Here is a 14,909-nt window from a genome sequence, read left to right as displayed (position 1 = left end):
GCGCTGTAATGGCAGGAGGGAGTGGGACTTGGGCAAGGAAGGGGATTGTGGATAGTTTGATGAGGAGGGTTTGTGAGTACACTATTCATTAATTTGCAGCTCCAATAACGAATTATACGGCGAAAAGCCTCACTAATAGTGAGCTTTCCCGCCAATACTTCACTAAATATGCTAGAGTAGCAACTATCCATCTCACTACAAGACTAGAAGAGTTGCTATTTTTTCTAAACCCCAAAAAGCCCATCTCCTGACCTCATGGACAGGAAATGGGCTTTCTTCATTTTCATCTATAACTAACCGCGTACCCGCGCTTTAATCCGATCACAAATATGCTCGATATCCTGCTCTGTCAGTCCTCCGTAGGTCGGAACGTTAAAGCCTTGTGCAGCGATGCGATTCGCGACAGGGAACTGCTCATGCGGCTGCATGCCAAGATAAGGGGGAAGAACATGCATCGGGTAAAAGAATGGCCGAGTCTCAATGCCGTCGTCCTTGAGCTGCGCCATTACTTCATTGCGCCGTTCTTCGTCGGCATCATTAAGGAGAACACTGAACATCCAATAAACGTTCTTCGCCCATAGCTTCTCAACGGGCAATGTGATGGATGGTTCATCCTTCAGATACTTGTGGTAGAGTGCAGCGACTCTCTTACGTTCGCCGACATGCCAATCTACCATCTCCAGTTGAGCGCAGCCAACAGCTGCCTGCAGATTCGTCAGACGGTAGTTGTAACCTACCACCGGGAACCAATATTTACGAACTGGATCAATACCTTGGCCGCGTAGAGTGCGCATCTTGTTTGCCAGTTGTTCATCGTCTGTCGTAATCATGCCGCCTTCTCCGGTTGTAATGATTTTGTTGCCGAAGAGGCTGAAGGTCGCGATATCTCCAAGTGAGCCGGTTCGTTTCCCTTTATACTCTGCACCAAGTGCCTCAGCGGCATCCTCCAGAACAAACAAGCCATGCTTGCGAGCGATGCTTGTGACCACATCCATATCGGCTGGGTGACCATAGAGATGAACGGGAATTATTCCTTTCGTGCGCGGCGTAATGAGACCTTCCAGCTTCTCCGGATCCAGGTTCCAGGTCTCCGGCTCGCAATCGATGAAGACAGGTGTTGCCCCGCAGTATACAACCGCATTAGCGGTAGCGATGAAGGTGACGGTTGGAACAATCACTTCATCACCTGGTCCAACACCAAACGCCAGCAGCGCAAGATGAAGTGCGGTTGTTCCGTTACTGCAGGAAATGGCATATTTGGTACCGCAATAGGCGGCGAAATTTTCTTCGAACGCATTAATATATTTTCCGGCTGAAGAAATCCAAGTAGAATCGATACAATCCATCACATATTTTTTCTCATTTCCGTTAAACACGGGAACGGCAACAGGATAAAACTTGTTGTCCATCAATTATGCCTCCCTCCACGTTCCTTTTCAATAAGTAAAGTCCGTTTGACAGTTGCCGGCACTCCTACGGCCAGTGAATAGGATGGAATCGGACGAATGACCGTTGCTCCAGCCCCGATCATACAACCTTCACCAATGTGCATGCCGTCAATAACAGAAACTCCTGTGCCAAGAAATGATTCGTCGCCGACGGTGACGTTTCCTGACAGATGACAGCCAGGTGCGATATGGCAGGCTATGCCGATATTGCCATCATGATCGACGGTCGCTCCCGTATTAATGATGGTATAAGAGCCAATCCGGGTATCCGGCTCGATAACACTGCCTGGCATGACAGCGACCCCTTTGCCAAGCGTGACATGGGAAGCCAAATAAGCACGCGGGCTTATGGCGTTAATAAGCTCAAATCCGAGGTTCTCTAGATGCAGTGAAAGGGCATGTCGTTTGGCATTGTCCCCAATCGCAACAAAAGCATGGTGAATTCCTTGTTCAAGCAGTTCCGGGAGAATATCGTCACCACCAATGACAGGCAAGCCAAGGACTTTGGCATGAGGATCACGGCCGATGCATCCAATCAATTCAACATGGGGATCACTGCGCAGGATATCTACAATGACTTTGGCGTGTCCGCCTGCACCAATAATTACAGTTTTGTTCGGCAAGGCATGGTGAAACAAAACAATCGACTCCTTTACGCACTACTCACATCATATTCAAACGGTATGAAAATGCCTCAATTCCGGCTAGACAGGCGTCTAATTCAGCAAATATGGTTGAAATCCCTAGAGGGCTAGGGCTGATGCCGTTTCTTTTTCTAACCGTGACAATACTCTATCTAAAGAAGTAGAGTGATGGGAGGCCAGGCCAATGAAGCGCAAAAAGAAACGGAAATCGTTAAAACGCAGCACACGAAGCCGACTGGCACGAAGTAAACGACGGAAAAGTGGAAAGCCCAAAAAGCTGTCCAGAAGAAAAGGGAAAAGACGACTACGCGGCAAGAAAACAGGCAGAAGGAAGAAAAAGTCGGGAGCGGCCTTAGAAGCCCAGACACCAGATCCTCATGTCGTCACTATACCGGCGGAAGATATAGCGCGGTTACGAGCAAATAACACGAGAGTACGGGGAAGTCTGCTGGAAGGAAGCCGTATTATCGAGTGGTTCCATTTTATATTCAGACTGGATAACGAAGACTTCATCTGGGAGATGTATCGTCAGATCTTACAGCGTGAACCGGATGCCAATGGTTTTTATGATCATAAACAGAGGCTTGAATCCGGCATGCCAAGAGTATCCATGGCAGCTTCCTTGGTTCAAAGCAGCGAAGCAGAACAAATCTTTATGAGGCAGCCTTCCGGAGATCGGAATACTGCGGCCTTTATCATTCAATCTTTGTACCCAGCTCATACACTTGATTACATTCATGGTATTTATGCGCAGCTGCTATATCGGGAGCCGGATGCAGCACGAGTAAATTATGAGCTCATGGCCGTTAATCAAGGTATGCCAAGACACGGATTACTCGCAAGATTATTGGTAACGGAGGAAGTACAAAGCTTACTGAGAGCAGCAAACATGCCAATGCCAAGGACTGCTGCAGGAGGAAAAAATGGCAATAAGAATATCGGTATCTTCCTATGCTTCGGATCACAAATCGCCATGGATGGCGAAGGAATTGGCCGATTTATTGTACGATTGACTGAAGGGCTTTTAGCGCTGGAGAATAGCTATACACTGCATGTCGCAACAACGGAAGCCAATTATCGGGAGACAGAAACGATCTTCTCTGGCTTGAGAGCAGTATATTCCGATCGTATTCGCCTTTACCATTCGGATAGTATGGAGACTATTAATCAGACTGTTCCTGCTGATGTGTGGATCGTACCGTATGTCGGAATGGGGCTAGCCCAATATTTGCAAAGGCCTTATATCGTTTGTCTGCATGATCTGGTGTACTTGCATTTCCCGAATCTGTATGCGAAAGATATGGACCATTATCAATACATCCATTCCTTAGCCGAAAAGATTACGAAGAATGCAGCAATTGTTGTATTTGATTCTGAATATATCCGCAATCATGAAGGACTGTCGTTCCTCAGCCTTCCCGTTCATCAGACGGAAGTGGTCCGTTTTGCTGCACCTCATGAGGAATATACGTCCTTCGGAAGCAGGACGGAACTCGAATTCAGATCCAAATATAATCTGTTTGGCCCGTATCTTACCTTTCCTTCGGTTATTCGCCTTCATAAAAATCATGAGCGCTTAATCGATGCCTTCCACCGGTTCCGTCTGACTGATCTTGGCAGAGCATCCGGATTAAAGCTTGTATTTACCGATGATTTGAACAATCGTCCTAGGCAGCAGGAAATAACGGCTGCACTTAACGTTATTGGAGATGCTCAAACACGGTCATCCATCATCTTTATGGGACGTATCCCATCAGCGGATTTACCGTCTTTGTACAAATATGCAAATGGTGTCATTGTTCCAACCTTGTTCGAAGGCAGCTGTCCGTTCCCGATCGTAGAATCACTGCTCATGGATACGCCAGTCTCCTTCGGAAGGCTGTCAGTCGTTCAAGAGGTTATTCCGGATATGAGCAGCTTTGCAACGTTTGATCCGCTGAATCCGATCGAGATGTCTGGTGCAATCGCCAGATTATATATGGAAGGGAAGTCGGTTGTTCCTCAGCAGAAGGCCGCTTCCGGCGGTCTTCTGCAAAGGAGCTGGGCGGATGTTGCTGCTGATTACGCAGCTATTATTGGACGTATCAGCTAACGATTAGTACAAAATCTTACCGTAGTAGCGCCAGAAGGTGATACGGAATACTTCGATATATTGTTTGGCGATATCGTCCCAGGTTTGTGTAGCATCATGGACCCCATGGAGGGCGGAAAATTTATAGCTGTCATAGTCATCAAACAAACGGTCGAGGGCATCAGCAATGGAATCCGGGTTATGCGGATCGAACCAAGCGATCTTGGCGCTGTGTCTGGACAGATGCTCCCGCATGACGGGAATATCCGAGCATAGCACTGGCGTGCCTAGACGTAATGCCTCTTCAACCGGATAGCTTCCTCCGCCTTCTGAAAGACTTGGCATAATAAGTGCTTTTGCATTTTTAATCAATGCCGGGATGTCGTGATCACCAACAAAACCTAGAGGATACACTTGCCGGTCCAGCCTAAGCCCTGTCCGTTTCATTGTAGATACAAGCGTAGGGATCCAGTTCACTTCTGAAGTGCTGTCAGGGAATGGAATACGCATTTTGTCTGTCAAGTACCCGGTTAAGACTAACGGGTATTTTCTTTTGGCCTTTGACTTGGCGAATCCCATTAATAGATTATTGTGGTTTTTATGCGGTGAAGTGTTCGACGGATAGATGATATAGTCGGAAGGAATTCTCGAAGCAAGTTCTGGAGAGACCCTCCGACTATACGTGTTAGCGATTGGGGTTATCGCATGCGGAATCACATAAGCAAGCTCAGAACGATTGCCGAAATGTGCAATCAACCTGTTTTTGACATGCTCCGACGATACGACAACCGATGAAGTATGATCAATCCATTTCTTAGACAGTCTCCAGTGAAACGATAACTCATCGCCTTTCATGAAGGGTGGTACGAAGTCAAAGATCGTTGTGTCGTGAAAGGTACAGACCGTTGGCCGGTCGATGGCTTGAAATTGCTCCGTATGAGGCCAGAAAAAGTAAACTACGTTCATATTTGCAAGTAAGTGACTGCACTCGGGATGGTTGATAGGGAAAATATTGTAGCAAATCTCAATATTACCGATTTTTTGGAGCTCCACATAATTACGAAGCTGCGAATTAGGAGCGACTACCAGTCTAACTCGTTCTACCCCAGGCTGGCGGGCAATAGCTGCCGTCAAGTTGAATAGCAGTCTCATTCCGCCGCCAATGGAGAATTGATTAGACCAAATCAGGATATTCATTCTGTATCCTCCTGTATTTTAGGGTCTCAATTGGCATCAATAATGCCATTAAGCCGCATGTAATGATCCAGCTTCCCAAGATCGACAATGATGTTGTCAGCACCAACATGAGCTTTGGGTTCGACTTTGCATATAAGCTCGTAATAATCCATCCCGGCGTGACAGCATAGTTTCCAGAAATAGTTGTCAACAAAAGATACGGGTGAAAGCTCGATTAAGGATGCGCCTGGTTCACAAAAGGCAACGTTGATGCTGCCGCTCCCAAAGGGGGCGACAATCACTTTGGCGGAGGAGAAAACTTCAATTTTTTCCTCTGTGGACATCGGAGTAAGCACTATTTTCCTGAAACCTTTCGTTTTCAAATAACGAAGGACTTCTTCTTCATTAACCACATAGCGTGCTGAAGCATCCTCACGGGTAATATAAATCCGTTCATAACCTTTTTGTTTGTTTATCTTTCGGCTATATTTCATCTTTTCAGCGATAAAATAAGAGGCCCATGGGGGACATTTGCCGATGATTAAAGGTACGGCAGATACGATAAGCTTCTTCGCGGTCAGGTGGAAATCCGGTTTATTAACTTGAATAATCTTGCGGAGCGGAATTCCCAAGAGCTTCAACGATTCGAATTGAAAGTCATAGGTCAATTTGGGGAGCACATATTTATCAACGGCAATACCGCTGTTCTCCAGCAGATGGATGCGCGGGAGAATATCAAAGAACCAATGACCGAACACCGTATGTGTCCCATGACTGACCGGATTCGGGAAATTCCAACCCCAAAATAACGAAGCGACCGTTTCCCGATAATACTCAGGTTCCGGCAAAGTCATCTTCTCGTAACCGGGATCCGTAAGCTCCAGATCAGAGAGCCTTATGTTGTCTGGAGTAACCACATAACAATGACTTGTCATTAGACGGCCTTCCGGAATACAGACGACAAACGCTTCATCGTAGTGGCAGGCTGTCACCCATCGATGTTGGTCCACGCTTTTTGGTGCTGGTAAAGTAATGCTTTGTGCAGGATAAATCACTTTATACATGTCGTTATATACGTCTTCTGACAGCGAGAGGCTCTTCACCCAATCTATCGTCTTCTTCTTCTCGGTTGGTATGGTATATGTCATTGTTTACCCTCTTGAATAACGGAGTATGAGCTTATGCTGCTGGGCTAGAACATCCTGGAATTCCGCCGTTACGCCTTTCGGGAAAAGTACACCTAAGCCATTCGAGTGCTGAAAACGCATGCTCGGATAAATGGCACTGAGCTGATCCCATAAAAGATGAACACCAAAATTCATCACTTTCACTGATGTATCATGGAACAATACAATCCCATTTGGCGCAAGCTTGGGCAGCCAACTCGTATAATCGTGGAGCACCGACTCGTAAGCATGATAGCCGTCGATATGCAAGATATCGATTGTTTGGTTAGGGAAGAGCGGGAGCGCTTCATCGAAGGTTTTGCGCAGCAGTGTACCCGTATTTGGGAACTCTCTGTTTTTAAAAGACTGGATTGCAGAATAGATTCCATCATTTATTTGACCATACATGCCGGTATGAGGATCGCCCTGCCACGTATCGACTGCAAAACATGCTGTTGACAATCCGCCGTCTTGAATCGCCTGACAAAAACTGAAGAATGAGGTCCCGTACAAGGTTCCGAGCTCTACCATTACTTTAGGTTTGGCAAATCGAACAAGGTCATAAGCGAAGCGGCGATGGCCCGACCATGCACCTTCTGTCATCATCCCTGCCGGCATTTCCGGTGCTTTGTCCGCAACGAACGCAGGCCTATAAAACTTCCAATCCATATGTCAACTCCCCATCTATCGTTATAGAAGCACAAGAATTGAAATATTTTATGTGAGAATGTTGAGAGAGGTCAGGGACAAACGTGCAAGTTGAAAAACACATTTATGGAGCGGGTTGCCGTACATAAGCCGTTACGAACCTATTGTCCGTACATACAATGTCAGAAGTAGATGTAATATACCTAGTGGCTCGTAATCATAGAATGACTACATTATGGATAACGAGGTGTAAGCTGTGAGAAGCCTCGCGAGGAACAAGAAAGTAACAAAAACAAAAAGGGTAACCAGTCCGAGGCGCAAGCGCTCATCGAGGCAGGGTGCCAAGAGATCCCAGTCGATTCAGGGAGCTAAGCATCCTGGCACCACGATAGCCTGGACGCTTGGAAGAAGAGCTGCACGTGACTTTCCACTGGCAGACGGGGTAGATCTACAGCAGCATGTTCAACAACTGTGGTTGAGAGAAGCCAAAAAAATAGGTTCAGGAATGAAGTATCTTGCGTCGATGAAAGCTTTCATAGATGGTTATTTTTCAACAAAGCCTGATGATTGGAAGCCAGATTGGGTACTGCTTCCCTCTAATAAGAAGGTTGCAGCAGTCGTGATGGCGATGAATGAGGAGCAATCCATTGCTTCGGCTATTCAGGAGCTGGAACGGATGCCGCTTCACGAAATTATAGTTGTTGTGAACGGGTCAACGGATTCGAGCTTTCAGATGGCAAGATCAAGTGAAAAGGCAATTATTCTCCATTTCAACGAAGCGCTGGGTCATGATGTGGGAAGAGCAATTGGAGCAAAGGTAACAACCGCAGATATTGTACTCTTCGTAGATGCGGATATACCGGTATCAGCTGATCAGCTTGTTTCCTTTGTTATGGCAGCAAATCGTGGTGTCGATGTTGCCCTGAATGATCTCTCTCGTTATGTGGGCAAGTTCTCGGATTGGGATGAGGTGACGATTCTGAAGAATTTCCTGAATCGTTCAAATCATCGTCATGATCTATTCATGAACTCAATGACAGCCGTTCCTCATGCCTTGACCCGTAGAGCAATTGAGACGATTGGCTCCGCCAATCTGGCCGTTCCTCCTAAAGCTCAAGCGATTGCCTTGAAGAAGGGACTACGTGTAGGTACAGGCGGCAGTGTGAATGTCTTCCGGGCAAATCGGCATAGGAGAGAGAATATTGGCATTAGTAATCCAATCTCTAAGCTGATTATGGGCGATCATCTGGAAGCGCTTGGCTGGGCGATGCAGGAGGGGAACCCTCGACTGAAGTATGTCGATTATTTGCGTAGAAGGGATCGTGTGACAGGTGCTGACAAGTATAATCATCCCCACCTATAATTCACTTTCTCTTCTCCGTCGGACAGTCGAATCTATTCGGAAGCATACGCAGGAAGATTATGAGCTTATTGTTATTGATAATGGTTCAACCGATGGGACGCTCGAATTCTTAAAGCAGCAGCACATTATAACCATCTCCCTGCCACTCAATACGGGCTTTCCAACCGCTTGTAATTGGGGGTTAAGGCTGGCACGAGGGGAATGGTTGCTGCTTCTTAATAATGATGTTCTTGTTACTCCAGAGTGGCTGACAAGAATGCATAGGACGTATAAAGCTGATCCTCATATCGGGATTATTGGACCTATGACGAATTATGCTAGCGGCAAACAGCAGATTAAGATGGAAGGCCGATATGACGAATTTGCTGCAGGGCTGCGTAAAGAGCAGGATATGAAATGGGAACCAGTGAACCGGATTATCGGTTTTTGCATGATGTTCTCCCGAGAGATGTTAAAGCGGATCGGCATGCTCGATGAACGGTTCTCGCCAGGACATTTTGAAGATGATGATTATTGCCTGCGGGTCCGGCATGCTGGATATGAGGTTGTTATGGCTAAGGATGTATTCGTCTACCATCATGGGAGCGCATCCTTTAAGCAGTATGATCAGGAAGTGCTCGAGACGCTGCTGGCACGAAACCGGCAATTGTTCATAGACAAATGGGGAGCAGATCCTGTCGAATTAGCAGGAGAGGACATCAAGGGGGAACATCATGCGAATACGGACGTCTCGTAAGCGGCAAATAGCAGGCAGACTACGGAAGCCGAAAAAACGGCGTACAAGAAAGCGCCGAATTAAAAAAAGCGTACCTCTGTTACCGGCTCCCGTGATTCCTATTGAAGCAGTCCCCGTTACTCCGGATCTCGTAAAGGAAGTCGAGACGGATCAATTGCAGCTGGATACCAGCCATGATTTCCAGGCAGGCTTCGCAAAAGGTTATCAAGAGGGGAGATATGCAGGCGGGGAGGCGATTATTGATCAGATGCTTCCCCCGGATCAGATGCTTCCAGAAGTAACGGTGGAACAAATCATTGCCGCTGGTATAAGCATGTATCGGGAACATTCACTTCCGTTGTTAACCGTGGAGCAGGTTGGAGATCAGATCATCCATGCACTCGATGAACAGCAGCCTCTATCCCTTGTTCGATTAGGGGATGGAGAGCTGCTTACATTAGCTCAAGAGATCGTTATGCCGGTAGAGACAGTAAGGCGTGAAGGCAAATTTCTAGATTACGCCGGTGTGAAGGTGCCGGATCTGGACATTAGAGACCGCTTGGCTGAAGCTGTCTTAAGGGCAGATATTGTTGGGATTCCAAGAACAAGAATGCCGAATTATCAGCCGCTTGTTTCCCCTGTCTTTCGGGCTTATGGTATTCCATTTGCAGAGCGACAATGGACCGACTCTCTTATTAATTATGGCTTATGCCAAGCCGGATACTTAATGCGTATTTTACGAAACAGGCGTGTTCTGGTCATTGGGAATATGGCAGAACCGCTTTCCGCTGTGCTTACCGGGTATGGTATAGCTATTGCAGGGATGATAACACCTGTGAATGGCGCGCGGGATGCTGCGAGAATCGTTGAACTAGCAAGGCATTATGATTTCGATATGGCCCTTGTCTCTGCGGGAATTGCTGCGGTGCTTATTACTGAAGAACTGGCTAGGCTGACAGGGAAGGTTGCGATTGATTTCGGCCATATGGCGAATGCGATCGTGAAGGGTGAAGCACCGATTACAGAATAGCAGATATGTAGGAGGAACAGCCTTCCCTTTTGCAAGGGTAAGGCTGTTTGGGTTAGTTAGACGCCGATCGAAGCTGTAAGCGAGGAGTATTCAACCGATGCAAGAACACCAGTGAGTGCGACCGATAACGAGTTAACTGCTACTTCAAGCGTGTATTCATGTGCTCCAACTGTAAGTGTATCGAAGTAAGTGATCGGAATCACTACCTCGAGGTCAAGAGCTGTTGCCAATGCTACAGTAGCGAAAGTCGTGCTTGTAACCGATGCTACTACAATACCATCACGAAGCAGATCAACTGTAATCGTAGGGTTGATCAAAATAGCAAGAATTGTACCCGAAATCAAGACATCAACAACGCCGTCAATTTTCACTTTGTTGGCTGCAGCTGAAGTGATTGTAACTGGTGTTGCAACAACCTCCACTGGTGGAATTACTGTACCAATAATTCCTATTGGACCAAGTGGAACTACTGCACCGTTAGTACCAAAAACCGCAGCTCCTGGACCAGCAGGACCTGTCAGACCTGTCAAACCTGTAGCACCTGTAGCACCTGTAGGGCCAGTAGGGCCAGTAGGGCCTGTTTGGCCAGTAAGACCTGTTAGACCAGTCAGACCAGTAAGACCTGTCAAACCTGTTTCTCCCATATTTAATCCTCTCCTTTCAATTGATATACCACATCTTATGTAGAGAGATTCATAGAGAAGACGGTATACGCCGTGAACAAACGCCCGTTTTTGAGATTTGCTTTTCATTCCAATAGTTGGGCGGAGTCAAATGCCTTATTTCTGTAGGGTTTGGCTATTCGTCCATTAGGATTACTCTATTAAAGCATAGGTTATAGATATGTAACTTACCAATCCGGCACCGGTTATGAAAGGAGCTCCGGCTTGAATACGCGAGAATATTCAATAGAAGGAGATTTACCGTTTCGAGGTGAACAACGATGATTGCAGTCATAATGGCGGGTGGAAAAGGGACTCGCTTCTGGCCCAGAAGTACAGTAACGAAACCGAAGCAGTTTCTAACATTAGCCTCAGAAGAGGCTACCATGCTTCAACAGACCTATGCGCGCTTCCGTACCTGCTTGCCTGAAGAGGATGTTTATGTTGCCGTAAGTGAGAATTATTTGCCAATCGTAAAGGAACAGCTGCCTGAGCTTGCAGACAATCGTATTATTATAGAACCGGATCAACGAGATACGGCCCCGTGTATTGCGCTCACAGCCAGCTTTTTCTTACGTCTGGAGCGGGATGATGTACTAGTAACAGCTCCATCTGATCAGTATATTCCAGAGACAGAGGAATTAATGGAAGCACTGAGGGCAGCGGAACATGCAGCCAAGACGGACGGAGTCGTAGTGACGCTTGGCATCGTCCCAACACGCGCGGAAACAGGGTATGGCTATATTGAAACGATAGAAAGCGATGAATATTCCAGTAAATATGGGGAACGCGTGAAAGCAGTAAAAGCTTTTATTGAGAAACCAACGAAAGAAAAAGCAGAGAAACTAATCGAGCTGCCAAATATGTATTGGAACAGCGGTATATTTATATGGAAGCCTTCAACAATCGCTTCCTATATGATGAAGTTTCAACCGCAGATGTGGTCTATCTTTGATCTTAAGGAAGAGGAATTCCGATTATCTTATTCTAAGCTGCCGAAGCTCTCTATTGATTATGCCTTGGTAGAAAAGCTGGATCGTTTGTATACGATTCCGATTGAATTCATTTGGGATGATGTTGGCACATGGACATCATTGGAACGAATCTTTAGCACAGATGGAGACGGAAATTTGATGCTTGGTCAGATTTATCCATTCGCCACCCGCAACAGTATTATCTATACAGAGCAGCAGCGAATTGTCACGATTGGCGTAGAGGATTTAATTATTGTATCAACAGCGGAAGGCTTGCTTATTTGCCGCAAATCAGATGAACAAAGTGTTAAGAATGCCATTGCTGCCCTCGATACGGATCAAGAAGGCCGGCAAACATGAAAGCACTTATTACAGGAATAAACGGCTTTGTAGGAAGTCATCTTGCAGAACATCTGCTTGAGCAGCAGATTGAAGTGGCGGGTACGATACGGAATCATAGTACGCTGCAACATATTCGCCATCTGCTGCCGGATATACACCTGTATGAGTGCGAGTTAAGAGATCCGCAGGCGGTAGAACAGATGATGATAGAGGTTCGGCCGGATTTGATCTATCATTTAGCCGCTCAAAGCTTTGTACCTGTATCCTGGGACTCTCCGGCAGAGACGATGATCAATAATATATTAGGACAGATTCATCTGCTGGAAGCGGTTAGAAAGCTGGGTTTATCCTCGAAAGTGCTGATTGCCTGCTCGAGTGAAGAGTACGGGCAGGTAGAAGAGGATGAAGTACCGGTTAAGGAGACAAATCCGCTGCGTCCCATAAGCCCTTATGCGGTGAGCAAAATTGCTCAAAACTATTTGGGCTATCAATATTACAAAACCTTCGGCCAGCATATTATCCGGACTCGAACCTTCAACCATACAGGACCAAGAAGAGGGGAGCAGTTCGTAACTTCTAATTTTGCTAAGCAGATTGTAGAAATCGAGATGGGTTTAAAGCCGCCTGTTCTCTATGTGGGTAATTTGGATGCTCAGCGGGATTTCACTGATGTCAGAGATGTGGTCAGAGCCTATCGTATGGCGCTTCAATACTGTGAGGCCGGAGAAATTTATAATATCGCATCTGGTCAATGCCATGAGATTCGTGAAGTGCTGCAGACGCTGCTTGGGTATAGTACAGCGACAATTACGATTGAAGAAGACAAATCCAGACTTAGACCATCTGATGTAAAGGTGTTGGTTGGCGACTACTCCAAGTTTCACAAGCAAACCGGATGGAAGCCTGAAATTTCTTTCGAGCAGTCGCTGGAGGACTTATTGCGTTATTGGCGGACAGAACTGGCTTAATAGAGGCTTAGTCCCAGTATGAGGCGTAATGCCGCGACCGGGCCTAAGCCTCGTTTTGCGTCAGATTAAATGCAGCTCTTTGAGCCTGTTTTTAATTCTTTGTCCGATAACCGCCGGCGAAAATTCATTATGGATCGTCCGCATTCCGCTTGCTGCAATGCTCTCGCGCCAGCGTGTATCGGTAACAAGCCGCTGCATATAATCCGCTGCATGCCGAATATTAGGTTCTGCCCAGATTTGATGGCTTTTGTATGGTCCCCAGTCCTGACCGATATTGGTGAGCTGGAAGGAGACAGGACAGGAATTATTGGAGTTCATAAATTCCGTATTTCCTGACCAGTTTGTTGCAATAACCGGTTTACCTAAATACATAGCTTCAGCGAGGCCAAGGCCAAAGCCTTCGGCTCGATGCAGGGAGACGTAACAGTCGGTGCATTGCAGCAACGCATTGACCTCATACCTCGACAACCCTTTGTCGATCAAATACATATTGCTTCGTTCCGCGAGTGATTTCCTCAGCTCGACAAGCTCGTTTGGCCGGAAATCCGCGTTATTTACTTTTAGCACAAGGCCGACCCGCGAATCGTTCTTCTCAAAGGCCAGTTTAAAAGCTTCAATGACAGCCTCGGGATTTTTACGGAGCGTTGAGCTTTGTACATCGTACATCATGAGAAACAGGAAACGGTTCTCCGGCAGACCAAAGGTGGAACGATTAACATGCGGCGCTACTTGCACCTGGATACAATGAGGAATCGTAATGACGGGTACACTCGACCGTTTGGAAATTGAGGTTGCAACGAACTTGCTGCAAACCCATACCTCATTGACATGATTGAACCCTTCCATATGTTCATCCGGAAACTCTGGAAGCTCCCAGTGCCAATAGCCGATGTTATATCGATTTCTGAATAATTCGTCGCCAAAATGCTCAAAGGCTGGACGCATGAAGTCGGCATTCATATGGAATATATTCGTATTATAGCGGGCTTTCTCCAGCAGCTTATGCGACCAGCTGTAGTCGGACATTCTTGAAGCAACCGCTAGTGGGAAATTAATGACGCCAAACGGAATTGAGGCTGTGTCCACCGCTTTTGCTGCAAGCCGGGAGGATTCACCGATTCCCATCTCAGCATGAATGAACCCTACGATATTCACACCAGGTTCTCGGAGCGGAGGTTCAACAGCAGGTGTTATTGGCAGGTTCTTTGCTGGGACTTTGCGATTAGAGCGGCGTGAACGCCGAGATTTCCTGCTTGCTTGCCGCTTAGCTGAACGTCGGCTTGCTGCTTTTGACCGACCATTTGTTTTCCGTTTCCTGGGCTTCGCTTTATTCGTGCGTTTTAGCTTTTTATTAGACTTATGTCGTCTTTTCACCCCGGTTCAATCCTCTCGCTAATAGCGGATATGCACTCGACTATATTCTATTCATTACAATCTAATGGTTATAAGGACAACAACCTACTAGCTGTAAAAGCGGCTTTTGTCTAAATCGAAGCTGGCTTTTTCGGGGAGAAGGGGTATAATGAGATTTACTGACGTAATTGAATAGCTCCGGGGAGCTGGTTGAGGCTTGCTGAGAGGGAATTCCGACGAAAATTCCGACCCTTATACCTGATCTGGATAATGCCAGCGTAGGAATTTGTCATATAGGACTGTTTTCCATTGCAAGTGGAATGGAGCAAACCTGTAATAAAGCTGACGA

13 protein-coding genes and 1 riboswitch are annotated in these 14,909 nt (G+C 46.6%); of the genes, 6 read left to right on the top strand and 7 right to left on the bottom strand.

The annotated features are described in order from the left end of the window. Positions 1-293: 293 nt before the first annotated feature. Both FHS17_RS23070 and FHS17_RS23065 read right to left on the bottom strand, forming a co-directional pair. Positions 294-1,409 (bottom strand): DegT/DnrJ/EryC1/StrS family aminotransferase, encoded by a 1,116-nt coding sequence (locus tag FHS17_RS23070; RefSeq protein ID WP_167280816.1) that lies wholly within the window; start codon positions 1,407-1,409, stop codon positions 294-296. Next, complete coding sequence (locus tag FHS17_RS23065; RefSeq protein ID WP_167280815.1) at positions 1,409-2,086, bottom strand: acetyltransferase; 678 nt, start codon at positions 2,084-2,086, stop codon at positions 1,409-1,411. The genes FHS17_RS23070 and FHS17_RS23065 overlap by 1 nt, the downstream gene beginning before the upstream one ends. 190 nt (positions 2,087-2,276) lie before the next feature. Here FHS17_RS23065 and FHS17_RS23060 point away from each other — a divergent pair, with 190 nt between their 5' ends. Then, the gene (locus FHS17_RS23060; RefSeq protein WP_167280814.1) at positions 2,277-4,184 is read left to right on the top strand and encodes a DUF4214 domain-containing protein; all 1,908 of its coding nucleotides are present in this window, start codon (positions 2,277-2,279) and stop codon (positions 4,182-4,184) included. A 3-nt stretch (positions 4,185-4,187) separates the two neighbouring features. Here FHS17_RS23060 and FHS17_RS23055 read toward each other — a convergent pair whose 3' ends face one another. From FHS17_RS23055 to FHS17_RS23045, 3 genes are read right to left on the bottom strand one after another with little or no spacing between them, the layout of a single operon-like run. Continuing rightward, positions 4,188-5,360: a glycosyltransferase gene (locus FHS17_RS23055; RefSeq protein ID WP_167280813.1), complete on the bottom strand. Its 1,173-nt coding sequence runs from the start codon at positions 5,358-5,360 to the stop codon at positions 4,188-4,190. A gap of 26 nt (positions 5,361-5,386) precedes the next feature. After that, on the bottom strand, positions 5,387-6,487 hold the full coding sequence (locus tag FHS17_RS23050; RefSeq protein ID WP_167280812.1) for a glycosyltransferase family 61 protein: 1,101 nt from the start codon (positions 6,485-6,487) through the stop codon (positions 5,387-5,389). Positions 6,488-6,490: 3 nt separating this feature from the next. Continuing rightward, positions 6,491-7,174 (bottom strand): class I SAM-dependent methyltransferase, encoded by a 684-nt coding sequence (locus tag FHS17_RS23045; protein ID WP_167280811.1) that lies wholly within the window; start codon positions 7,172-7,174, stop codon positions 6,491-6,493. Positions 7,175-7,409: 235 nt separating this feature from the next. Here FHS17_RS23045 and FHS17_RS23040 point away from each other — a divergent pair, with 235 nt between their 5' ends. From FHS17_RS23040 to FHS17_RS23030, 3 genes are read left to right on the top strand one after another with little or no spacing between them, the layout of a single operon-like run. Then, a complete protein-coding gene (locus tag FHS17_RS23040) occupies positions 7,410-8,516 on the top strand; it encodes a glycosyltransferase (RefSeq protein WP_167280810.1) in 1,107 nt (368 codons plus the stop codon). After that, positions 8,485-9,252 (top strand): glycosyltransferase, encoded by a 768-nt coding sequence (locus FHS17_RS23035; RefSeq protein ID WP_167280809.1) that lies wholly within the window; start codon positions 8,485-8,487, stop codon positions 9,250-9,252. The genes FHS17_RS23040 and FHS17_RS23035 overlap by 32 nt, the downstream gene beginning before the upstream one ends. Further along, positions 9,230-10,261, top strand: a complete 1,032-nt coding sequence (locus FHS17_RS23030; protein WP_243865501.1) for a GT-D fold domain-containing protein — start codon at positions 9,230-9,232, stop codon at positions 10,259-10,261. The genes FHS17_RS23035 and FHS17_RS23030 overlap by 23 nt, the downstream gene beginning before the upstream one ends. A 56-nt stretch (positions 10,262-10,317) precedes the next feature. Here the strand turns inward: FHS17_RS23030 and FHS17_RS23025 are convergent, their stop codons facing one another. After that, a complete protein-coding gene (locus FHS17_RS23025; protein WP_243865500.1) occupies positions 10,318-10,905 on the bottom strand; it encodes a hypothetical protein in 588 nt (195 codons plus the stop codon). Between the two features lie 299 nt (positions 10,906-11,204). Between FHS17_RS23025 and FHS17_RS23020 the strand changes: the two genes are divergently transcribed. Together FHS17_RS23020 and FHS17_RS23015 are read left to right on the top strand one after the other, a co-directional pair. Then, positions 11,205-12,257, top strand: coding sequence for a mannose-1-phosphate guanylyltransferase (locus FHS17_RS23020; protein ID WP_167280807.1), 1,053 nt, complete (start codon positions 11,205-11,207; stop codon positions 12,255-12,257). Next, complete coding sequence (locus tag FHS17_RS23015) at positions 12,254-13,207, top strand: GDP-mannose 4,6-dehydratase (RefSeq protein WP_167280806.1); 954 nt, start codon at positions 12,254-12,256, stop codon at positions 13,205-13,207. The genes FHS17_RS23020 and FHS17_RS23015 overlap by 4 nt, the downstream gene beginning before the upstream one ends. Positions 13,208-13,267: 60 nt before the next feature. Here FHS17_RS23015 and FHS17_RS23010 read toward each other — a convergent pair whose 3' ends face one another. Further along, the gene (locus FHS17_RS23010) at positions 13,268-14,362 is read right to left on the bottom strand and encodes a glycosyltransferase (RefSeq protein WP_341805900.1); all 1,095 of its coding nucleotides are present in this window, start codon (positions 14,360-14,362) and stop codon (positions 13,268-13,270) included. A 387-nt stretch (positions 14,363-14,749) separates the two neighbouring features. Beyond that, a riboswitch (TPP riboswitch) is annotated at positions 14,750-14,863 on the top strand. Positions 14,864-14,909 lie beyond the last annotated feature (46 nt).

The sequence above is a fragment of the Paenibacillus lupini genome (genome assembly GCF_011761355.1).
Lineage (GTDB): Bacteria > Bacillota > Bacilli > Paenibacillales > Paenibacillaceae > Pristimantibacillus > Pristimantibacillus lupini.
This window is presented reverse-complemented; position numbering and strand designations above follow the sequence as displayed.

Bases quoted from the DNA above. Each gene is read 5' to 3' on its own strand.
- FHS17_RS23070 (WP_167280816.1), bottom strand. From the start codon at position 1,409: ATGGACAACAAGTTTTATCCTGTTGCCGTTCCCGTGTTTAACGGAAAT.
- FHS17_RS23060 (WP_167280814.1), top strand. From the start codon at position 2,277: ATGAAGCGCAAAAAGAAACGGAAATCGTTAAAACGCAGCACACGAAGC.
- FHS17_RS23055 (WP_167280813.1), bottom strand. From the start codon at position 5,360: ATGAATATCCTGATTTGGTCTAATCAATTCTCCATTGGCGGCGGAATG.
- FHS17_RS23050 (WP_167280812.1), bottom strand. From the start codon at position 6,487: ATGACATATACCATACCAACCGAGAAGAAGAAGACGATAGATTGGGTG.
- FHS17_RS23045 (WP_167280811.1), bottom strand. From the start codon at position 7,174: ATGGATTGGAAGTTTTATAGGCCTGCGTTCGTTGCGGACAAAGCACCG.
- FHS17_RS23030 (WP_243865501.1), top strand. From the start codon at position 9,230: ATGCGAATACGGACGTCTCGTAAGCGGCAAATAGCAGGCAGACTACGG.
- FHS17_RS23025 (WP_243865500.1), bottom strand. From the start codon at position 10,905: ATGGGAGAAACAGGTTTGACAGGTCTTACTGGTCTGACTGGTCTAACA.
- FHS17_RS23020 (WP_167280807.1), top strand. From the start codon at position 11,205: ATGATTGCAGTCATAATGGCGGGTGGAAAAGGGACTCGCTTCTGGCCC.
- FHS17_RS23015 (WP_167280806.1), top strand. From the start codon at position 12,254: ATGAAAGCACTTATTACAGGAATAAACGGCTTTGTAGGAAGTCATCTT.